This is a genomic window from Lunatimonas salinarum (assembly GCF_017811155.1).
Classification (GTDB): Bacteria; Bacteroidota; Bacteroidia; order Cytophagales; family Cyclobacteriaceae; genus Lunatimonas; species Lunatimonas salinarum.
The window spans coordinates 58905-78934 of record NZ_JACVCV010000020.1 but is presented as its reverse complement, the minus strand read 5'-3'; the positions used below and the strand labels follow the sequence as shown (position 1 = coordinate 78934).

Annotated in this window: 8 protein-coding genes; 2 read left to right on the top strand and 6 right to left on the bottom strand. The window is 45.7% G+C overall.

What is annotated here, in order from left to right:
* A complete protein-coding gene (locus tag IAQ59_RS19115) occupies positions 1-2826 on the bottom strand; it encodes a helicase-related protein (protein ID WP_245189712.1) in 2826 nt (941 codons plus the stop codon).
* The gene (locus IAQ59_RS19110) at positions 2823-8063 is read right to left on the bottom strand and encodes a DEAD/DEAH box helicase (RefSeq protein WP_209332454.1); all 5241 of its coding nucleotides are present in this window, start codon (positions 8061-8063) and stop codon (positions 2823-2825) included. The genes IAQ59_RS19115 and IAQ59_RS19110 overlap by 4 nt, the downstream gene beginning before the upstream one ends.
* Before the next feature lie 343 nt (positions 8064-8406).
* Between IAQ59_RS19110 and IAQ59_RS19105 the strand changes: the two genes are divergently transcribed.
* Entirely contained in the window at positions 8407-11898 is a 3492-nt protein-coding gene (locus tag IAQ59_RS19105; protein ID WP_245189711.1) for a VCBS repeat-containing protein, read from the top strand.
* Between the two features lie 7 nt (positions 11899-11905).
* Here IAQ59_RS19105 and IAQ59_RS19100 read toward each other — a convergent pair whose 3' ends face one another.
* The 4 genes from IAQ59_RS19100 to fabG all read right to left on the bottom strand — a co-directional run bounded on the left by IAQ59_RS19100 (position 11906) and on the right by fabG (position 18343).
* The gene (locus tag IAQ59_RS19100) at positions 11906-12307 is read right to left on the bottom strand and encodes a hypothetical protein (protein ID WP_209332453.1); all 402 of its coding nucleotides are present in this window, start codon (positions 12305-12307) and stop codon (positions 11906-11908) included.
* Positions 12308-12313: 6 nt separating this feature from the next.
* Complete coding sequence (locus tag IAQ59_RS19095) at positions 12314-13753, bottom strand: RagB/SusD family nutrient uptake outer membrane protein (RefSeq protein ID WP_209332452.1); 1440 nt, start codon at positions 13751-13753, stop codon at positions 12314-12316.
* Between the two features lie 19 nt (positions 13754-13772).
* Positions 13773-16886 (bottom strand): SusC/RagA family TonB-linked outer membrane protein, encoded by a 3114-nt coding sequence (locus IAQ59_RS19090; protein ID WP_245189710.1) that lies wholly within the window; start codon positions 16884-16886, stop codon positions 13773-13775.
* Positions 16887-17596: 710 nt separating this feature from the next.
* Positions 17597-18343 carry a 3-oxoacyl-[acyl-carrier-protein] reductase gene (gene fabG / locus IAQ59_RS19085; protein ID WP_209332451.1) on the bottom strand — a complete coding sequence of 249 codons (747 nt, stop codon included), beginning with the start codon at positions 18341-18343 and terminating at the stop codon, positions 17597-17599.
* Positions 18344-18561: 218 nt separating this feature from the next.
* Here fabG and lpdA point away from each other — a divergent pair, with 218 nt between their 5' ends.
* On the top strand, positions 18562-19962 hold the full coding sequence (gene lpdA, locus IAQ59_RS19080; protein ID WP_209332450.1) for a dihydrolipoyl dehydrogenase: 1401 nt from the start codon (positions 18562-18564) through the stop codon (positions 19960-19962).
* Positions 19963-20030 lie beyond the last annotated feature (68 nt).

Genomic DNA, 20030 nt, shown 5'->3' with positions numbered 1-20030 from the left:
TCAATCTAAAGTGATCTTTTTGGGTTGGGGCAGGAATACATAGACTCCCAAGATATCCGGTGGCAAAATTGGATGAACCGCTTCGTATCGTTTACCTCCCACCAACGTTTTAAAGCGGCCATGGGCTTCCACAAGTTTCTTTGCACGGTCTTCGGCTACTTCCTTAAACTGATCCAATTTTTCATCGAAAAGCTTGACCTGATTTTGGAACACATCCTGCTGTCTTTCCGAGGAGAGGTTTTGGATACTTTCCGCTTCAAAGAGAAGACTCTTGCAACGTTCATATTCCAAAGTATTTCCTTGGGAAGAGCTTCCTTCAAATCCCCACAGGTACATTTCCTCAGAGATGTTTTCCACTTTGCTCTGTACTTCCTTGATCACGTTCCTGACACGAAATTGAATCACGGTGGTCTGTACCTGAACACGGTCAGTCTGGATCACAGCAGCCCTTGCCACCTTTCCAAAATCCCCCTTTTGTTCAAAAGCCAAAGCCAACAGAAACTGGCAAAGCTGCTCGGTAAACTTGTGGTTCCGTCCTATGTAGCGATATCCTTGCGGTGTAGGTGAATGGAAACTTACCCGATAATCTGTTTTGGTTCCGAGGGTCTCCCTCAGGTGAACCGGAAGATTTTGAAGGAAAATCTTATAGCCGATTCCATCTGATTGCACTGTTCCGCCAAGATGCGTGATTCCATTCAGCACCAAGGTTTCGACGGATTTGATATCACCGATTGCTTCATCCACGGATTTGAGGTCGTTTTCGATCTCTTCTTGTGGTACTGACATGTGTGCAAAGATGCTTCGGAGATTTTTGGCCTTCTCTTTCGCCGCTTCCAGTTCTCGCGTGATCATCGCCTGATGATAATCCGGTCCAAAATCAATGCTGGTTTGGCTCACCTTGAGTGCCTTTTGCGGATCAAGGAGAACCTCATTCAGTACCGCATCCATGATGGATCTATTATCTTCTCCAAGGCTGATGGATACCCCGGTTGACTTTTGGATATCACGTACTTTCCGGATCAACACCTTCAATACGATGGCATCGATGGGATTGTCTTCACCCCACAGTAACCAAGTCTTGACTTCTGGGCTATTTTGACCAAACCTGTCTACCCGCCCCTCACGCTGTTCGAGGCGGTTGGGATTCCAGGGAAGATCATAATGAAGCACTGCATTAAATTGATCCTGAAGGTTGATCCCTTCACTGAGGCAGTCTGTAGCTACCAGAATTCGTTTCTCAGATTGCCCCATGGCCTCGATTCGCTCTTTACGCTGTTCATCAGGGAGCTCAGAGGTAATGGCCTGGATTTCTATGCTTTTTGGAAGTTCCTGTCTGAGAACCTCAGCCACGTATTTAGCAGTAGCGATGTATTTGCAGAAAATAATGGGATTGAATCCACCTTTAATCAGTTCCTTCACCCGAATCAAGGATTCGGCTACTTTCAGGTCCTGCTTGATTCCTGAGAGCTTGTGAAGGTCTTCTGCAAGACTCTTGAGAACATCCATCTCCGATTGGGCTAATCCAGCCTGTTCCAAAAGCTCCATCTGAGTGGAATCGGTATCCTCTTCCAGTCGCTCGATTACCGGGTTCTCTTCATAAGCCGGAGCGTCCTCTTCTGTAGATCGATTGATTCTTCCCTGAAGCATTTCCAAACCGGCTGCTGGTGAAGACATGATTCCTCGCAGAAGGGCCAATGCTGCCCAATATTTTCCTTTTAGGCCTTTGTGTTCCTCGGCTCCTTTGGTTAGCCCTCGGGCAAAATTCTGAGCTTCGTTGAAGAAGAATTTGTAATCCAATGAAAGACGGTATCCGATCTCTCGGGTATCCCGATCCGGAAAAGGGGTATCCTCTCCCAACCACTTTCGGATCTGTTCCCGCTTTCTCTGGATAAAATGCTTGGCAATTTGCTCTTTTTGCTTTTGCTCCAGATTCTCCATGGAGAGTTTCTCGAAATCCGGGCGTAACAAGCCTAATAAGGATTGAAACTCCTCATCCTTACCACTGTGTGGAGTCGCGGTCAGCAAAACGATGTGTCGCGCCGGATTCTTTGCCAAATCATGAAGCAAATGGTAGCGTTGCTGCTGAGAAGGCGACTTCGCATCTTTTGGCCGAGTTGCCGTGTGGGCCTCATCCACAATCAGGAATTCGGGAGAATCATTGAGGAAAATGGGCTTTCTTCGATCGTTTTTCAGGTAGTCAATGGATATTACTTGGTAAGGGAAAGCTTTGAAGATGCTGTCCGAGTTGACCAGCTTACGCTCCAGAGAAGAGACTGTACTGCTTCGGATGATTTCGGCATCCAAATCCAGTTTGTCCTTCAGTTCCTTTTGCCACTGCTCGCATAGGTGTGGCTGACAGATGACCGCAAAGCGTTTGATCTCACCGCGCTCCATAAGTTCACGGAGGATAATCAATGCTTCTACAGTCTTACCAATCCCCACATCATCAGCAATCAACAAGCGAACTACGTCCTGCTTAAGTGCCATCACGAGAGGCACTATCTGATAGGATCTGGGACGGAAAGAAAGCTTGCCCATGGCACGAAAAGGGCCACTGGCATTTCGGAAAGAAAGTCTGGAAGCTTCAAAGAGTAGTTTGGCTGTTTCAAAGTCACCCAAATCTCCCACTTCAGGTCTGGGGAAAGTGGCTTCCTTCCACTGATCTTCAGGAACCATCAAAGGCAAATAGATCCCTGTAGCCTCATCGTCTGAGCCTCCCAAGGGTTTCACTTTCAATATTTCGGCATCATCCGTTGGAAGAACGACCCACTCTCTCCCTCTGAGAGAGATAAGCTTTCCGGGAGATGGTTTTTCTTTGATCATCATATTTTCCTGAAAATATCTTTTCTGCGGTTCAATAAATCTGGAATGGATTCAGTGTAATGCCATTCGATCACATCGATTCCAGAGCCCCATAGAATTGTCCGTTTATGGTTATCATCTTCCCTGACCTGATCGCGATCGTGGACAGACCCGTCACAGAATACGACTGATTTGATGGTTTTGTCCGCATTCAAAAACACAAAATCTGCACTGATGTAGAAGCCAAGTGATTTATTTAGGTTGACTTGTGCCTTATCGGGGAGTAGGTAGTCATTTTGATAGAGGTAGTCAATCAGTTTTTTTTCCAGTTCTGAGCTTTTGTCATACCTGGCGATCAGTTCCTGATAATGGGCTTCCCTATCTGCATGTCCGCTATTTCCCGAACCGGTATTGTCTACCTCACAAATCATCAGTAGCTCCAATGCTTTTTGAATACTAAAACGATCCAACTTTTCATGGTAGCGTTGATTGTAATAAGAAAGCAGGTCATCGTAGCTGGCCTTTGGTTTTTCGGGAGCAAGATCCTCTTTGGTTTCAGGATCAAAGTGCATCAATTGATACGCTTGACGGAATACCTCCTTTAGCCTTTCCGGATCTTGCGTGATTTGAGATAGGATACCAAGGCTACCTTCAGCAGCCTCATAGATGAGGATATTGGGAGATTCCTTGTTACCCATAAACCAGACTCCGACCTCAGATTCTTCGATTTGAAATACTTGCTCAATGGCCCGCTTCAACGCAAAGGTCAAAGAAATCACTCCATCCTCACCCAAGCCCAATGCATCAATGGGTTGCAAATACAGGGAATCAGCTGTATCGGTAGTGTATAAATGGATGTAAGTGGCGGGGTCTTTTTCCCTCTCCTCCTTAAGTTCCAAGTCTGACTTTTTAAGCCACTTTCCACTAACCCTTCCGATTAGGAATCCTGACTCCTCTTCTTCCTCTTCTTTGGAAGACCTCCATTTTTTGTTGAGCTGAATAAGCTTGGTGGCAGGGCAGAAAATAAGATTCATCAGATCTGCACCCGAAGCTTTTAGAATGGTCTTTTGGGTAAATTCCGTTCCTTTGGGATAATGGAAATACTGCTCGATTTCGTAACCGGAGGAGAGGCGTTCTTCTTCCTCAGAAGATATTCTTTCCTGGGGCCAAGTGTCTGTTTCGACCAATTCAAGAATATTTGAATGGGTTTGAGCATTGGCCTGGCCTTTTAAAGCTTCATGAGTGATAGGATCATTATTTACAGTCGTACCTTCCTCTCCAAGCCAAGCATACCCGGTTTTCGTTGAGATTTTGATTTTCTCCAATCTGGCGTCAGAGTCCGACAATTGCATTCGGGTCACTCTAAACTTACCTCCATTGTGATAAATCAGATTGCCCGGCCCAAACTCTTTGAGCGCAATGAATCTTGGTCTGGAAATGAAGGTACCCTCATCCTGGCTTCTCTTTCCGATAAATGCGCGAACCGGCAATCGGGTGAAGTTGTATCCAGGTAAGAAGCCTTCTGCTGCCAGATACCGATACACATAAAATTCAGAATCGTTCCTGAAGCCACCTTGCTGTTCGTTCAGCAATAAGTCCCGCTGTCTTCTTCCGATATTCAATAGCCTGCCGGCCTCCCGAGATTCCTTGCTATCTCTTGCAAAAGTCGGGTCATTCATTACCGCGGTGGCCTTTTCGACCATCTTGGTAGCGTTCTTGAATAGGGTTCTCCAGCGGTCAAAGCTTTTATCCAAATCAGTATAAAATTGATTGGCTCTTACTTGAAGCCATTCATCACCAAACCACTTGGATTTAGCAAGTTCAGGGAATTTGTCTTTGATTACTCTTTTAAAACCATTGATCCATTCAGACTGAAAATTGAGTTTTTGGTCTTTGAAATGATCATGGATTTTTGTCCGGATAGGTAGGTTTTGCTTTTGATCCAAATCCAAGAAATCCCGAACCGAACTATTGATCGAAGTCAATCCAAGATGCATGAAGATGTAAGCATTGAAATGACTGATGATCAGTTCCTCGTTGAGCAAATCAATCCGTGGCGCCTTAACCGAACCAGCCACCATGTCTATCGAATTCTTGAAAAAGTGTCGATCATGAGGTGAGGTATTGGAACAGTAAGTGAAAACCAAAGCTGTCTGACCACTTCTGCCTGCACGTCCACTTCGCTGCGCGTAGTTAGCAGGGTTAGGCGGCACGTTACGCATATGGACAATATTCAGATTGGCGATATCGATACCTAATTCCATGGTCGGAGAACAATATAAGGCAGAAATATCCCCTGATCGGAATTTATCCTCTCGCTCGATTCGCTCGGATGAAGAGATCTGACCGGTATGCTCTGATGCTCTAAAGAATTTATTAAAGGCTTTGAAGTCCTGCTGATAAAATGACTTGAAGTATTGATTGGGTTTAATTTTCAATTCATCCCCAGTCATATTGATTCTGACCTCATCGGTTAGGACATTCTCTCCGTCTCCCAGCTTCCAAATGATTTTGTCCACTTTCAGCTGATAGCCAAAGGTCTTGCCTTTTTCTCCCTGTATCTCTACTGAGGAAAGAAAATGACCGTCCTGAAGAGTCTTGCAAAGTTTCTTGATGTACTCCCCTAAATTAGACCCTTTGATAGGAGGAAGGCTTTTTTTGGCAAATACGCGCTTGATGTATTTACCCAAATTACTGGTAGGCCCGATACTTTCCGTGTAAGCACCTTTCCTAATCTTTCCAATTCTTTCGTAAATCAATACTGGAGGTCTTTCCAATCGCTCATCTTGCTCTAAAGACCATTCACTGTTGGAGTTTAATTTCTGCTTAAGTCGCTCTTCTAATACCGGCCGTTTATCTTCATCAAGTAGGTAGTAATTGAATGCATAGGCTGTACGGAAGTAGTTCAACACTTGCAGCACAAAGTTTTCCCGTTCGGCAGGTGAAAGAATGGACAATAATTCATCTCTCTCAAAAAATGACTCTTCTTCGCAATAGTCCTTTAGTCTTGAGTAGGTAATATCCAAAAGTCCACATTGCTCCAGATTGGGTGTATTGTATCGCCAACCCCTTCTTAAATCATAGAGTATCCTGACCTTAAGAAAATCAATCAAAGCCTTTTCATTTTCTTCATCAGGCCATTTGGGATTGGAAGATGGGTTCCTTGCATAATCTGCCTCAGCCAATTTCAACTCTTTAAAAACTTCTGTTGAAATGGTATCCATGTGGAGCATGTGGTTTTCTGAAGTTTTCAGAGCACGGTAAATGGAAGACCTTAACCGACCGATCATCAGGAAGTCATTAAAGTGCCCAGTTTGAAGAGATGCATCCTGTCGGTTATCCGTAAAGCTCATCACTTTTTGATCGGTGACCTTCACCTTTTGATCATACTGAGCTTTGAGGATACTGAATGTGGTAATCGTGGTGGCTGTGCTCTTACCCACATTTCCCACCTTCATCAATTTGGTATTCTCCCTGGTTCTGGGGTCGTAAACCACCCCACAGGTAGGATCATAGAGCATGGGTGCAGAAACAAACCATCCAGTCATATTCAGTCCTGCCTCTGGATCATTCGAAAAACGGCCATCCGAGTTGAAGTATACTTTTTGAGGCGCCCGGAACTCGTAAAAATTATCCAAGACTTTTTCCCCCGATTTTTTCTCTTTCCACCAAGTATCCGGCAAAGATTCGATCATATCGGAGTTCCAAAGTTCTTCGTCCTTTTCTGGAAGAATAAGATACCCTTGTTCGAAGTCACTTTCTTTCAAGACACGTTTGCTTCGCCCTTCTTCCTTGTCGCCCTTCAAACTGGTCTTGGTAATTTTCTCAGGCAAAGAGTCTGGTTCTCTGGGTTCAAATTTCCCTTCCGAAAAATTCTTTTTTACACAGATAAAGTCCACCCCTGAGTATCTGCTGAACAATACCGGGAAAATATACCTATCCTCATCTCCTTCTTTGATATATCGTCCATCCTCTAACGTGATCTCCCTGTTTTTTCGGGAATCAAGAGTCACATACACATTACCCGTTTGAGATATAAACTGATGGATTTTGAAAGGCAGGAAGGATTGTCGATTGGATGAATTCTTGATGTTCAGGGCCTCTGACCATTCAAAAAACTTTTTCAAATATTCCAGGCATCTTTCTTCATCCTCAATTCTGGAGGCTTGACTTAGCTTTATCACAATCTCATTGAGTGATTTCGGCTTGGCTCTTTTTATAGTCCCATCCGAATTAAAAGACAAAGCAATTTCACGCTCCAACCAAATGGCAAATGGATGCTTTCTAAACTCATCCTCAGACCCATTTTTATTCACATCCCTTGTCATCACCTCCTGCAAATCCAATGGCATTGGAAGTTTACATGAGGGATCGGTTACTGTTTCCAGCGTTTCTCCGATGATTTGATCCTTCTCAAATTTCTCCCCGAAGATTTCTGTGGCCACATCTGCTACTACCTGCTTTTCATCTGCGATGTGATCACCTGAAGCCATGGTGGCCGAAGTGCCAATCGAGATCACTTCATGCTTACATAGAGATTTGAGCCTTCTAATCAAAATGGAAACATCGGCACCTTGCCTACCCCGATAAGTATGCAACTCGTCAAAGACAAGGAACTGAAGGTTATTTGCGATTGACTTTCGGATGGACTCCTCCTTGCCTCGGGTGAGTAGGAGTTCAAGCATCATGTAGTTGGTCAATAGGATATCCGGGAGCTCAGACTCGACTTCTTCTTTCGCTTGTGCTGACTCCTGTCCCGTGTATTTCTTAAAAGTGATGGGAAAATCAGTACCATAATTGGCCGCATATTTTTTGATTTCTTCTTCCTGAGAATTAATCAAAGCATTCATGGGGTAAACCAAAATAGCCTTGATGCCTTTCCCTCCGGGATTTCTGAATAGGTGATTGAAGATCGTGCCGAGAAAAGTTAGGGACTTTCCTGAACCGGTTCCGGAGGTTACAATAAATGATTTATCAGAAGCGCCTTTTCGAATTGCCTGCTCTTGGTGAGTGTGAAGTTTGAATCCTTTAAATACACGATTCAATTCTTGATGAAGCACACCCTCGCTTACCAGGCTATCCAAAGATGCTGCCTTCTTAAATGAGGGATTGAACTGAATCAGAGGTTCCGGAATGTATTCATCCTTTTTGAAGGCTTCATTTACTACCTTATTGATCCTTTGATCCTTAATGATATTAAAACTTTTCAAATAGTCTTTATAGTCTTTGACTATTTGTTCATGAACTTCAAATGCCTGCATAACGGGAAAAAGCGTGAGAAAAAACGTGTTACTAAAGATATCTAAATATTCGGTAGTATTAAAGTCTTTTGATTGTCTGTTATCAGATTTTTTGGGGAGGATAGTCCTGACGGTTGAAAATTCCCCAATTGGATCATAATGGATCGAGAAGTCCGCTTGTTTGTCTCGGATGGCCGCCTAAGTGGGTAAGAAGTGTTTTTGAAGCCACCAGAAGGCATACCTCCGATAGGCCGCGTTTGTCTGATGCACGAAATAGTAACCTTAATTTTACCTGGCAGCTTCTGCGCCAATTCGTTTATATGATTATCTTTCGGGGATAACGTCCAACAATCTCCGTATTCCGATGCGATTTCTATGTGGTTATTTGATTCTTGCCTATTTTCTGCTAGCCGGTTGTCTCGAAAAGAATACTTTTGAAAAGATATCATCAGCCCATTCGGGTGTTTTTTTCCAAAATACCTTGTTCGAAAGCAGTGAACTGAATGTATTGACCTTCGAGTATTTTTACAACGGGGCAGGTGTGGGTGCGGGAGACCTCAATAATGACGGGCTGGATGATTTGGTCTTTACTTCCAATATGGGGCAAAGCAGGGTTTACCTAAATAAGGGGAATTTTCAATTTGAGGATATCACGAACCAGTCTGGCATCAATACCGAAGGGAAATGGGCCAATGGGGTATCGATCATCGATATCAATCAGGATGGGTTTCAAGATGTTTATATCTGCTTTGCAGGCCCTTACGCCGGTGATAGGAGAGCAAACGAACTCTACATCAACAACGGAGACCATACCTTTACCGAGAGGGCGCTTGAGTACGGGTTGGCAGATACGGCTCACAGCGTCCAAGCCGCTTTTTTTGACTATGACAGGGATGGATTGTTGGATATGTACTTGCTGAATAACATCACCGACGAGACTGGCCCCAATGTGATCCGGAAAAAACGGGTGGATGGAAAGATGGTCAATACAGACAAGCTGTACCGAAACAACGGTGACAATACCTTTACCGATGTATCTACTACCGCGGGGATCACCATAGAAGGATACGGTTTGGGGGTTTCGATCGGTGATTTTAACCTAGATGGCTGGCCAGATATTTATGTTTCGAATGACTACCTGTCCAATGATTTGTTTTACATCAATCAACAGGACGGAACTTTCCAAAACCGTGCGTCGGATGTGTTTGGGCACACGAGTTATTCGGCGATGGGAAATGATGTGGGCGATTTCGACAACGACGGGCTCCTAGATATCGTCACATTGGACATGCTTCCACCGGATAACTTTCGGCAGAAAATGATGTTTGGCATGACCTTGCATGAGCGATTTAGGTCGGAAGCGGTCTACGGCTACGAACCGCAGTTTATGAGAAACACGCTTCAGTGGAACCGCGGTATTTCCCATGATGGGTTACCGAGATTCAGCGATGTGGGTCAGTTAGCCGGTATTAGTGCCACTGACTGGAGTTGGAGTGCCCTGTGGGCCGATCTGGATAATGACGGGTGGAGAGATCTCTTGATCACCAATGGTTACCCTAAGGATATTACGAACCGTGATTTTGTGGACTATAAGTCCAGTGTCTTTGGAGCGGGTTCGGGAGAAAGCGAAAGGGCTAGGCTACTATTTGAAGCGATCCAGGGATTGGAAGGCGCACATGTTGCCAATTTTGTGTTTCACAATCAGCGGGATTTGACCTTTCAGGATGTCAGTACGACTTGGGGTATTACAGAAGAATCCTTTTCCAGCGGGGCGGTTTACACCGATCTCAATAACGACGGTGCACTGGACTTGGTAATATCAAACACCGGTTCACCGGCCCATTTGTTTAAAAATAACTCAATCCTAGGAAGTGGGCACAATTACCTCACGATTCGTTTGCGTGGGCCAAAAAACAACCTAGATGGGATCGGCACAAAAATTTGGCTGGTTTCGGGAGATCAGCGGCAGGTATACGAACATTACCTGAGTAGAGGGTATCAGTCCTCTGTTTCTGGAAAAATCCACTTTGGCTTGGGAGCGAACACCAAGGTCGACACGTTATTGGTGGTGTGGCCAGACCAACGCAGTCAAGTATTGACACAAGTCAATGGAAATTGTTTGTTGGAAATTGCCTATAATCCAAAGGATGATAGCTACGTGGCGGGCGGTGCAAGCCAAGAGAACATCCTGTTCAGAGCCGTTCAGGATAGTGTTTTGGGCATAGACTATCGGCATCAGGAGACCTATTTTTCCGACTTCAATATTCAACCTCTCCTGCCTCACAAGCTTTCCCAGCTGGGCCCAGGGATCGCTGTTGCTGATATCAATGGTGACGATTTGGACGATTTTTTTGTGGGAGGAGCGTTTAAGCAATCTGGTGAAATATATACTCAGCTATCAGATGGGACTTTCCGGCGGATGGTATTGGATTCAGGCAACGCATTCGAGGAGGACATGGGGTCTTTGTTTTTCGATGCGGATGGAGATGGGGACTTAGACTTGTATGTGGTTTCGGGGGGTAATGAATTCGAGGCCGGTTCCCGATATTACCAAGACCGATTATATATCAATCAGGATGGAGATTTTTTGTTAGATACGTCGGTACTGCCAGACCGTCCGGTGAGTGGATCCTGTGTGGTTTCGGCTGATTTTGACCGAGACGGAGACCTGGATTTGTTTGTAGGGGGTAGGCTGTCTCCACAGCGCTATCCTGAGCCAGGTGCGAGTATGATTTTGGAAAACCAAAACGGCAAGTTTGTTGACGTGACAGCACAAATTGCCCCGGGCCTGACAAGCATCGGCATGGTAACATCGGCTATTTGGTCTGATTTTGATCGTGATGGGTGGGCAGATTTGATAGTGGTTGGAGAATGGATGCCGGTTACGGTTTATAAAAATGAAGGAGGCTCTCTTATAAACGTGACCGATGAATTGGGTCTTTCGAGGACCCGTGGTTGGTGGAATAGCATTGTCGGAGCAGACTTAGACAGGGATGGGTATGTGGATTATGTAGTTGGGAATCTTGGGCTAAACAGCCGTTATAAGACTTCCCTTGAAGGACCGCTTCAGATTCATATCGCAGATGTGGATACCAATGGAACGAAGGAAGCAATCATTTCCTATAAAGTGGATGGGGTTAGGTACCCGATTCATCCCCGTGACGACTTGTTTGCACAGATTCCTTCACTCAAGCGGAGATTTTCAAGCTATGCCTCCTATGCCGTTACTTCGGTAGAGGACTTGTTCGCTAACTTGGACACCACCAAGCTCACCACCCTCTCAGTAGATACGTTTCATACCGGTATCTTATCCAATCAGGCGGGTAGCGCCTTTTTATTCCGTGCATTACCCAACGAGGCACAGATTTCCCCGGTTTTCGGTAGTCTGGCAGAGGATTTTAACGGGGACGGGAACTTGGATCTGTTGCTGACAGGAAACTTCCACGGCGTGGAGGTGCTAACGGGCCGATACGATGCATCTTACGGACAGGTATTGACGGGTGATGGACGGGGAGGTTTTAAACCGGCTACATCAAATTTATTTTTGGAGGGAGATACGAAAGCAGTGCACGCATTGTATCATGCCCACAGCGGGCGGTATATGTACTTGTTTAGCAACACCGATGGCAAATTGGCCATTCGGGCGGATACCCTACCCAGTGCCCCCCCTATCCGACCAGGTGCAGATGCGGCTTACGCCAAGCTATGGCATGCCGATGGACTCGTTTCAACGAGGGAATTTTATGGGGGTTCAGGGTATTTGGGCCAATCATCCAATCACGTAAGGCAGTCCAACCAAGTAGTAAAAATGGAGATGTTCGATGGATTTGGTAAACTCTTAAAAACAACGCGTTGATTATTCGTTATCCAGGGAACCGGGAAAAATACCGGATCTCGTATCTAGATTGCTGTTTTCCCTCAAAGAGGGGTGTGTTTTCGACTTTCAGCACCAGCATTTCTTTGGACAGCTTCAGAATGGAGTAGATTTCTTCGGTTTGTCCTAGCTGATTCAGGTGATGGATTTCACCTTTGGTTATTTTATACGGAATCTTCATATAAGCATTTACCGCACTGACGATCAGCTCGTCAGTGGGTAAATACTCATAGGTTTCCTCCTGATACCAGCCACTACTACTGTGGGAAAAGTTATTATAATGATACTGCACGGAATCCAATCGCCATTTTCCGATAAGATGCTCGGTATTGGTATGGTCACAAGCAAAAGTCATCCAGAGCAGCAACAAGCAAATAAACCTCTTTCCCATAGGTGATCAATATCCTGGGTTTTGGGTTAGCACACCATTGCTAAGATCAATCTCCCGCTGTGGAATGGCAAATAGGTAGTGCTTAGGGCGCTGAAAGGTGCGTCCTGGCTTTAGTGGTCCTAGGTCCCTTGCATACAGTGCGACGATATCAACAATACCGGCTCTATCCCAACGCATCAGGTCTTGGTGCCGTTGATTTTCTCCGGCAAGTTCCATCCGCCTTTCTTTGATGAGGTCTTCCATGGTAGCATTGGTAAGTGGTGTTCTACCAGCGCGAGCACGGACTGCATTTATCTCTGCATCCCCATTCTGTCCCGAGCGGATTTTTGCCTCCGCAACCAAAAGGTATACGTCGGCTGTTCGCAGAATAGGGTTATGATGCCCTTCGTTGAGTCCTCCCGTGGCACGCCAGGAAGAGTACTTTCGGAAGTGAAATCCAGAAGCGGACAGGTTTTCCGTATATTCGGTAGGCCCCCTACTGCCGCCTAGATCGACTACATCACCGGGCTTATAAACAGTATAGTCAAGTCGAGGGTCTTCGGCGTCGAAGGTTTCCACTAAGTCGTCTATGGGTTCGTGAAAATCCCAACCGCCCCAAGGTCTCGGTGTCGTATAGATCACGTGGTTATTCCCTCTCCATCCATCAAGGGCTTGCACCGCGAAAAGCATTTCTGCGTTTCGCTGAAGATTGATCGAGAAATTGTGGTCAAAACTTGGAGCCAATCCATAGGGGCCATCAAGAACTTTTTGGCCATATTCGATGGTCTTTGGAAAGTCTTCCATATACATGTAAAGCTTCGCTAGAAGGCCATTGGCTGACCCTCGGTGAGCCCTTCCAAATTCCTCTGCAGGGTGTGAAACCGGGAGCAACTCAGCGGCCTTCAACAAGTCTGATTCAATCTGTGCCCTAGTTTCTTCGAGAGTAGCCCTCGGTTTGTTGTAGTTATTGTTCGCCACATCATCCTCCAGTATAAGCGGTACACCGCCATAGATGACCGAAAGTCTCCAAAAAACAAACCCTCTCAGAAAATGGGCCTCCCCCAGTACCCGGTTTTTAAGCGTTTGATCCATGTTTATGCCCGGTACGTTCATCAATACGGCGTTGGCACGGGAGATTACCTCGTATTTGGGGCGCCATCCGTAATTTAACTGTGGGTTACCTGCATCGAATGTAAAGGACTCGATGGCCTGATCTTCGGCATGGTCCCCAGCCCTCCACTGATCGTCCGATGGAATGTCAAAGGTATGCTCCGCATGGCCATAAAAGTCGTGCAATATAAGCGGTTCGTACATGGCATTGGCGGCGGCCACGGCATCGTCTGCATTCCTCCAAAATTGGGAGGAAGTAGACTGTCCATAAGGAGTGGTGTCCAAAATGCTATCGTTGCATGCAACTACTACTATAGCCATTGCCGCGCTCAGAATATATTTTGATAGAGTATTCATGTTATAATTCGTTCAGCGATTAGAAAGTAATGGTAGCACCAAGGGTCCAGGTTCTCGCTTGCGGATATTGCGCATAGTCCACATTGAGCTGGAGGTTGTTGTTGATGTACCCCAGTTCCGGATCCATACCCGAATAGTTGGTTAGCAGTAAGAGGTTTTGTCCTGCTAGGTAAAACCTCGCCCTACTGATTCCCGCTTTGCTGGTAAGTGTCATCGGTAAGGTGTAGCCGACTACCAGGTTTTTTAGTCGAAGGAAGTCTCCTCTTTCCAAAAACAGGTCTGATGTCCGATGGTTTAGGTTGTCCCTTCGGGTCGTCATTCTAGGAATGGTATTACTGGTGTTGGGACCCGTCCAACGGTTTTCGGTTTCCGCATACATGTTAAAAGGATAGGTGGGGTCTAAGCCTTGCATGCGGTCAGCATTGAAAATTTCAAACCCCGCATTTCCCAAGAAAAACAGCGAAAGGTCAAAATTCTTATAGGTAAACTCCGCATTCATTCCGTATACTACCTTTGGATGAGGATTGCCCAGAATTTCCCGATCCCGTTCATCTACGATGCCATCACCGTTCAGGTCTCTGAATCGGACATCTCCAGGTCTTATCAACCCATTTGTCCTTCGTGGATCGTTTGTGATATTGGGGTCATTCTGGATTTCCTCGTTGGTTTGATAGAGTCCGTCCGCCCTCCATCCATAAAAACTGGCAATAGGAAATCCTTCGTACGTCCTCGATATTTCTTGGCTAGATCGGCCGTACAATTGTGATCCGACAAAGTTTCCGTCTACTAGCTGGGTCACTTCATTTTGAATAAAGGACGCGTTTCCGCTAAAGGAATAGAAAAATTCCCTCCCCGACTGCCGGTAGGTTAGTTCCAATTCCAGCCCTTGATTACGTAGTTCTCCAAGGTTTTGGTTTGGAATCTGCGCAGTTCCGATGGTTCCAATGGTCGGCGGTGCGATCAACATGTCTCGTGTGTCTTTGATGAAATAATTGACATTAGCCAATAACCTGTTTTCCAGAAAACCGATGTCCATACCGATGTTTGTCATTACAGCGGATTCCCAGGTAATAAATCGGTTAGGAATTCGGGATTGCGCCGCTCCTACGGTTTGGTTACCACCGAATGAATACCTATTGCCCGAACTGATCAGCGCCAGATACTGTAGTCCGGGCACGTTTTGGTTCCCTAGCATGCCCCAGCCCCCGGTTAGTTTTAGGTTGCTAATAAAATTTACATTTTTGAAGAAATCCTCCTCAGAAACTCTCCAGCCTAGTGAAAACGCCGGAAAGTAGCCCCAACGTCTGTCCGGAGCGAATTTGGATGATCCATCACCACGAAAGGTTACTGTGGCGAGGTATTTGTCTGCGTAGTTGTAGGTAGCTCTTCCGAACCAAGATGCCAGGGCATCGTACGTTTTGACACCTCCGATGTTATTGAGGGTTTGTCCTACGTTCAAAAACCGCTGATCAAAAGACTCGTCGGGGAAGTCCAACTTACTTGCATTAAATCCGTCTGAATTAAACGTTTGCGTCGTGTATCCACCCACAAATCCCACCGTGCTATTTGGCGTGATTTTCTTGTCATAGCTGACGAAATATTCCGATAGGATGGAATAATACTCGTTATAGCTGCGGGAAAGGCTGTTTCTGGTGTTTGCACGAATTTGATCTGCCACAATGATGTTAAAATTGTATCCATCTGAGATTGCCCCATCGATCCCGATGTTTGCCCGTACCTTCAATCCCTCTAAAATTTCATATTCCGCATTAAAATTGCCAAGGATCTTATGGGTGGTGTTTCTCGAATCCATTGTCTCTTGGGTAAATATGGGGTTATTGATGTCCCCAAATTCTCCTGAAATCTGCGAGGAACTGAACGATCCGTCGGCATTCCGCACCGGAAGCCCGGGGTGAAATCGAATCGCACTCCACAATACCCCCGTCTGGGCCGAAAGCGTATTTGGCGTCATTTCATTGATGGTGATAAGCTGTAGACTTTGCCCAACCTTAAAGCGATCGCTTATCTTGTGGTCTGAGTTTAGACGAAAACTGATCCTCTTAAAACCAGAGTTTTGGATCATGCCTTTTTCCTCGAAATAGCCACCTGACAGCATAAAGGAGGAATTCCTATTGCCACCTGTTAGCGAAATGTCCATGTTGTGAATGGTACCCTGTCCCAACAGTTCCCGCTGCCAATCGGTCAGCTGCGTTTGATAGGAGGGATTTTCCCAGATCGGATTTATGGGAAGTCCGTCGTTTGTAAATCGTTCACGCTTCAACTGGGCCAAGGTGGGGGCGTCCAATACATCGATGGTTTTTATGGCGTTGGATACACCTGTGTAGCCATTGACAGCGAATTGAAGAGGTTTTTCAAAATCCCCCCTTTTAGTAGAAACGATTACTACACCGTTAGCTGCACGTGTACCATAGATAGCCGAAGCCGAGGCATCTTTGAGGATCTCGATTGACTCTATGTCATTCGGGTTGATGTCATTTAAGTTGCCTCCGGGTACGCCATCTACGATGATCAGCGGGTCAGCGTTATTTAATGTGCCAGTACCCCGGATTCGGATAGATCCTTGGTTTCCAGGTGCCCCACCGTTTCGGACCACGTTAACACCCGCCGCACGCCCCTGAAGTAGCTGAGATGAGCCAGAAGCTGGTAGGTTTTGAATGTTGGCACCTTTCACCGAAGATACAGCCCCCGTTACGTCTTTTTTCTCCTGTGTTCCGTATCCCACGATCAATACCTCGGAAAGCGCAGATTCATCCTGAACCATTTTTATGGCGAATAGCGTCTGGGATCCCACAGAGATTACCTGTGTTTGATAGCCGATGTAGGATATCACCAAGACGGCATTGTCTGGAACATTAAGACTAAATTTTCCATCTAAATCAGAGACGGTCCCCATGGAGGTGCCCTGTACCGTTACCGTCGCCCCGGGAAGGGGTTCATCGTTTTCATTAGTAATTGTCCCCGATATTTCCAAAAACTCCATTCGATAGGAGTTTTCCGTGATCTTGGATCTTCGGAGTTCTGAAGCACCTGCATGGATCGATACGCTAAGCACCATACAAAGTGCCAGTAGCTGACCAAAGGGCATGCTTGAATAGGTAGATGTTGTTTTCATGTTTATAATTTGTTCTTTAGCGGTCAGATGGAATCCCTGCCTATCGGCAGGCAGGTCGCACGAATTCCCCGATAACTATCGTCGCTTGCGTCGTGCTCGATTTCATGTGTCTATTATTGTTTTTTAATGGTCAGAATGCTACCTCGTTTGATTTGATCCTGTTCGCCAATTCACCCCTTAGGTGGTTTGTTACGAATCGGTAACTGAGTCTTTTTTTTCGGTCATTTTTTTATGCATAGGTCGGTCAATTGTTGGTTTGGTGATCCTTAAAGTAGTGTTTAACTAATCATCTACAATTTGATAGGAGGGTGATCAATTAGTTAATAAAAAGGTTTTTTTAAATTTCTAATTTAATTTTTCCCCAATTTTTTCAGAGAATGGATAAACAGGTTAGTAGGGCTTAAAAGATTTCATAAACTGGTTACTAAATTCTTTAAAAAATGGGGTAAATGCAAAAGCCTTTTAAAGAATTCATCGAAAAATAAATTTTAATTAACAAGTTTTTAATTTCGGCAAAGAACATCTTTTCAAAAAATACAGATAGTAAAGAGTTATGGCAACGGGAATAAAAAGGCTACCGGTGTTCCGTTCCTTGATGCGTAAGAGATAAAATACTGATAAATAGCTATTTATATTTTACAGGATAGACAAAAAAAAGCGACCGGTTGGTTTAAATTCAACCGATCGCTTGTTATTGATTTAATGAATCACTAGGTGGCCATCGCACCATTTACCTGTAGCACCTGTCCGGAAATATAACTGCTCATATCGGACCCTAGGAATACACAGGCGTCTGCCACCTCCTCGGGTTTGCCCCCCCGCTTCATGGGAATGCCATCTCTCCAGCCTTGCACGGTCTTTTCGTCCAGTACGGCGGTCATCTCCGTCTCGATAAATCCCGGAGCTACGGCGTTGCAGCGGATATTGCGGGATCCCAGTTCAAGCGCTACTGACTTTGTAAAACCGATGATACCTGCCTTGGAGGCAGCGTAGTTGGCCTGACCGGCATTTCCCTTTACACCCACCACGGAGGTGATGTTGATGATGGACCCCGACTTGGCTTTCATCATGGTGCGGGTGGCGGCTTTTACGGTATTAAAGCAGGATTTTAGGTTGGTGTTGATTACCTCGTCCCAGTTTTCTTCACTCATGCGCATCAGCAGGTTGTCCCGCGTGATGCCGGCGTTGTTGATCAATATGTCCAAGCGACCAAATTCGGCCACTACGTCATTGATAAGCTGATCAGCGGCGCTGAAATCGGAGGCATCTGAGCGGTATCCTTTGGCTTTGACTCCAAAGGCTTGGAGTTCAGATTCCAACGCCTGTCCTTTTTCCACGCTGGATAAATAAGTGAAAGCTACGTCGGCACCTTCTTCCGCAAAGCGTAAGGCAATTGCCCTACCTATTCCTTTTGAAGCTCCTGTAATCAGGGCCGTTTTTCCTTGAAGTAATCCCATATCAAAATTTTAGCTTGGTTTTTTCGCAAAAATAGGTAATTATTCTTAAAAACCTTGAAGAAGCGGATAGTTACGGTCTGGTTGGAATTTAACGTATTGGAACCGATGCCTTGGGATAAATATCGTTTATTCCCGCTTTCTTATTCAAAACCAAATTTTTTTCTGAATATTATTATTATAAATTTGCATAGCAAAAAAGTAATCCAAACATAAACAATATGTCTTCAACTAAATTTGATGTGATCGTAGTGGGCAGTGGTCCGGGCGGATACGTGGCGGCCATAAGGGCGTCTCAGCTCGGTCTGAAAACCGCGGTGGTGGAAGCTGAATCCCTAGGAGGAATCTGTCTCAACTGGGGCTGTATCCCCACCAAGGCGCTGATTAAGAGTGCTCAAGTATTTGAATATATTAATCACGCCGAGGAATACGGCATCAAGGTAGAGAAAGCCGAAATGAACTTTTCGGACATGATCTCCCGAAGCAGGGGAGTGGCAGACGGCATGAGTAAAGGGATTCAATTTCTGTTTAAAAAAAATAAAATCGAAAAACTCATGGGCTGGGGAAAGGTTCAGCCCGGCAAAAAGGTAGAAGTGGAAGATCAGGACGGCAATAAAACCGTCTACAGTGCCGACCACATCATCATTGCCACCGGTGGTCGGGCACGAGAGTTGCCCAACCTGAAAATAGACAATGAGAAGGTCATTGGATACCGCAAGGCCATGAGCTTGGACAAAAAACCTGCCAGTATGGTCGTTGTTGGGTCGGGTGCTATCGGTGTGGAGTTTGCCTACGTGTATAGTTCCATCGGCGTGGATGTGACCATCGTGGAGTTTATGGATCGCATTGTGCCTAACGAAGACGAGGAAGTGTCCAAGACCTTGGAGAAACTCTATAAGAAGAAAGGTTTGAAGATCATGACTTCTACCGAAGTGACTCAAGTGGACACAAAGGGAAAAGGCTGCAAGGTAACAGTGAAGTCCAAGGATGGCAAGGAAGAGCAGATAGCGTGCGATATTGTGCTTTCTGCGGTGGGAGTAGCCTCCAACGTCGAAAATTGCGGATTGGAAGACGTGGGAATCCTGGTGGATAAGGGAAAGATAAAGGTAGACGAATACTACCGCACCAATATGCCGGGTTACTACGCGATCGGAGATGTGGTCCCGGGACCGGCATTGGCACACGTTGCCTCTGCAGAAGGCATTATTTGCGTGGAGAAAATCGCTGGACAGCATCCCGAGCCATTGGATTATGGCAATATCCCGGGCTGTACCTACTGCATTCCGGAGATTTCATCTGTGGGGATGACGGAAGCCAAGGCCAAAGAAGCAGGCTATGAAATCAAAGTGGGCAAATTTCCCTTCTCTGCATCCGGAAAGGCATCTGCCGCAGGGTCAAAAGATGGATTCGTTAAGCTCATCTTTGATGCCAAGTACGGCGAACTCTTGGGTGCACATATGATCGGAGCTAACGTGACGGAGATGATCGCTGAGATTGTTGCCATCCGAAAACTGGAAACCACCGGTCACGAATTGATTAAGACGGTACACCCGCACCCTACCATGTCAGAAGCAATCATGGAGGCCGCTGCAGCCGCTTACGACGAAGTGATCCACTTGTAAAGTGACAAATCTTTTCTATATTTACGACACAGGCTACATTCCATAGCCTGTGTTTTTTTATACCCTAA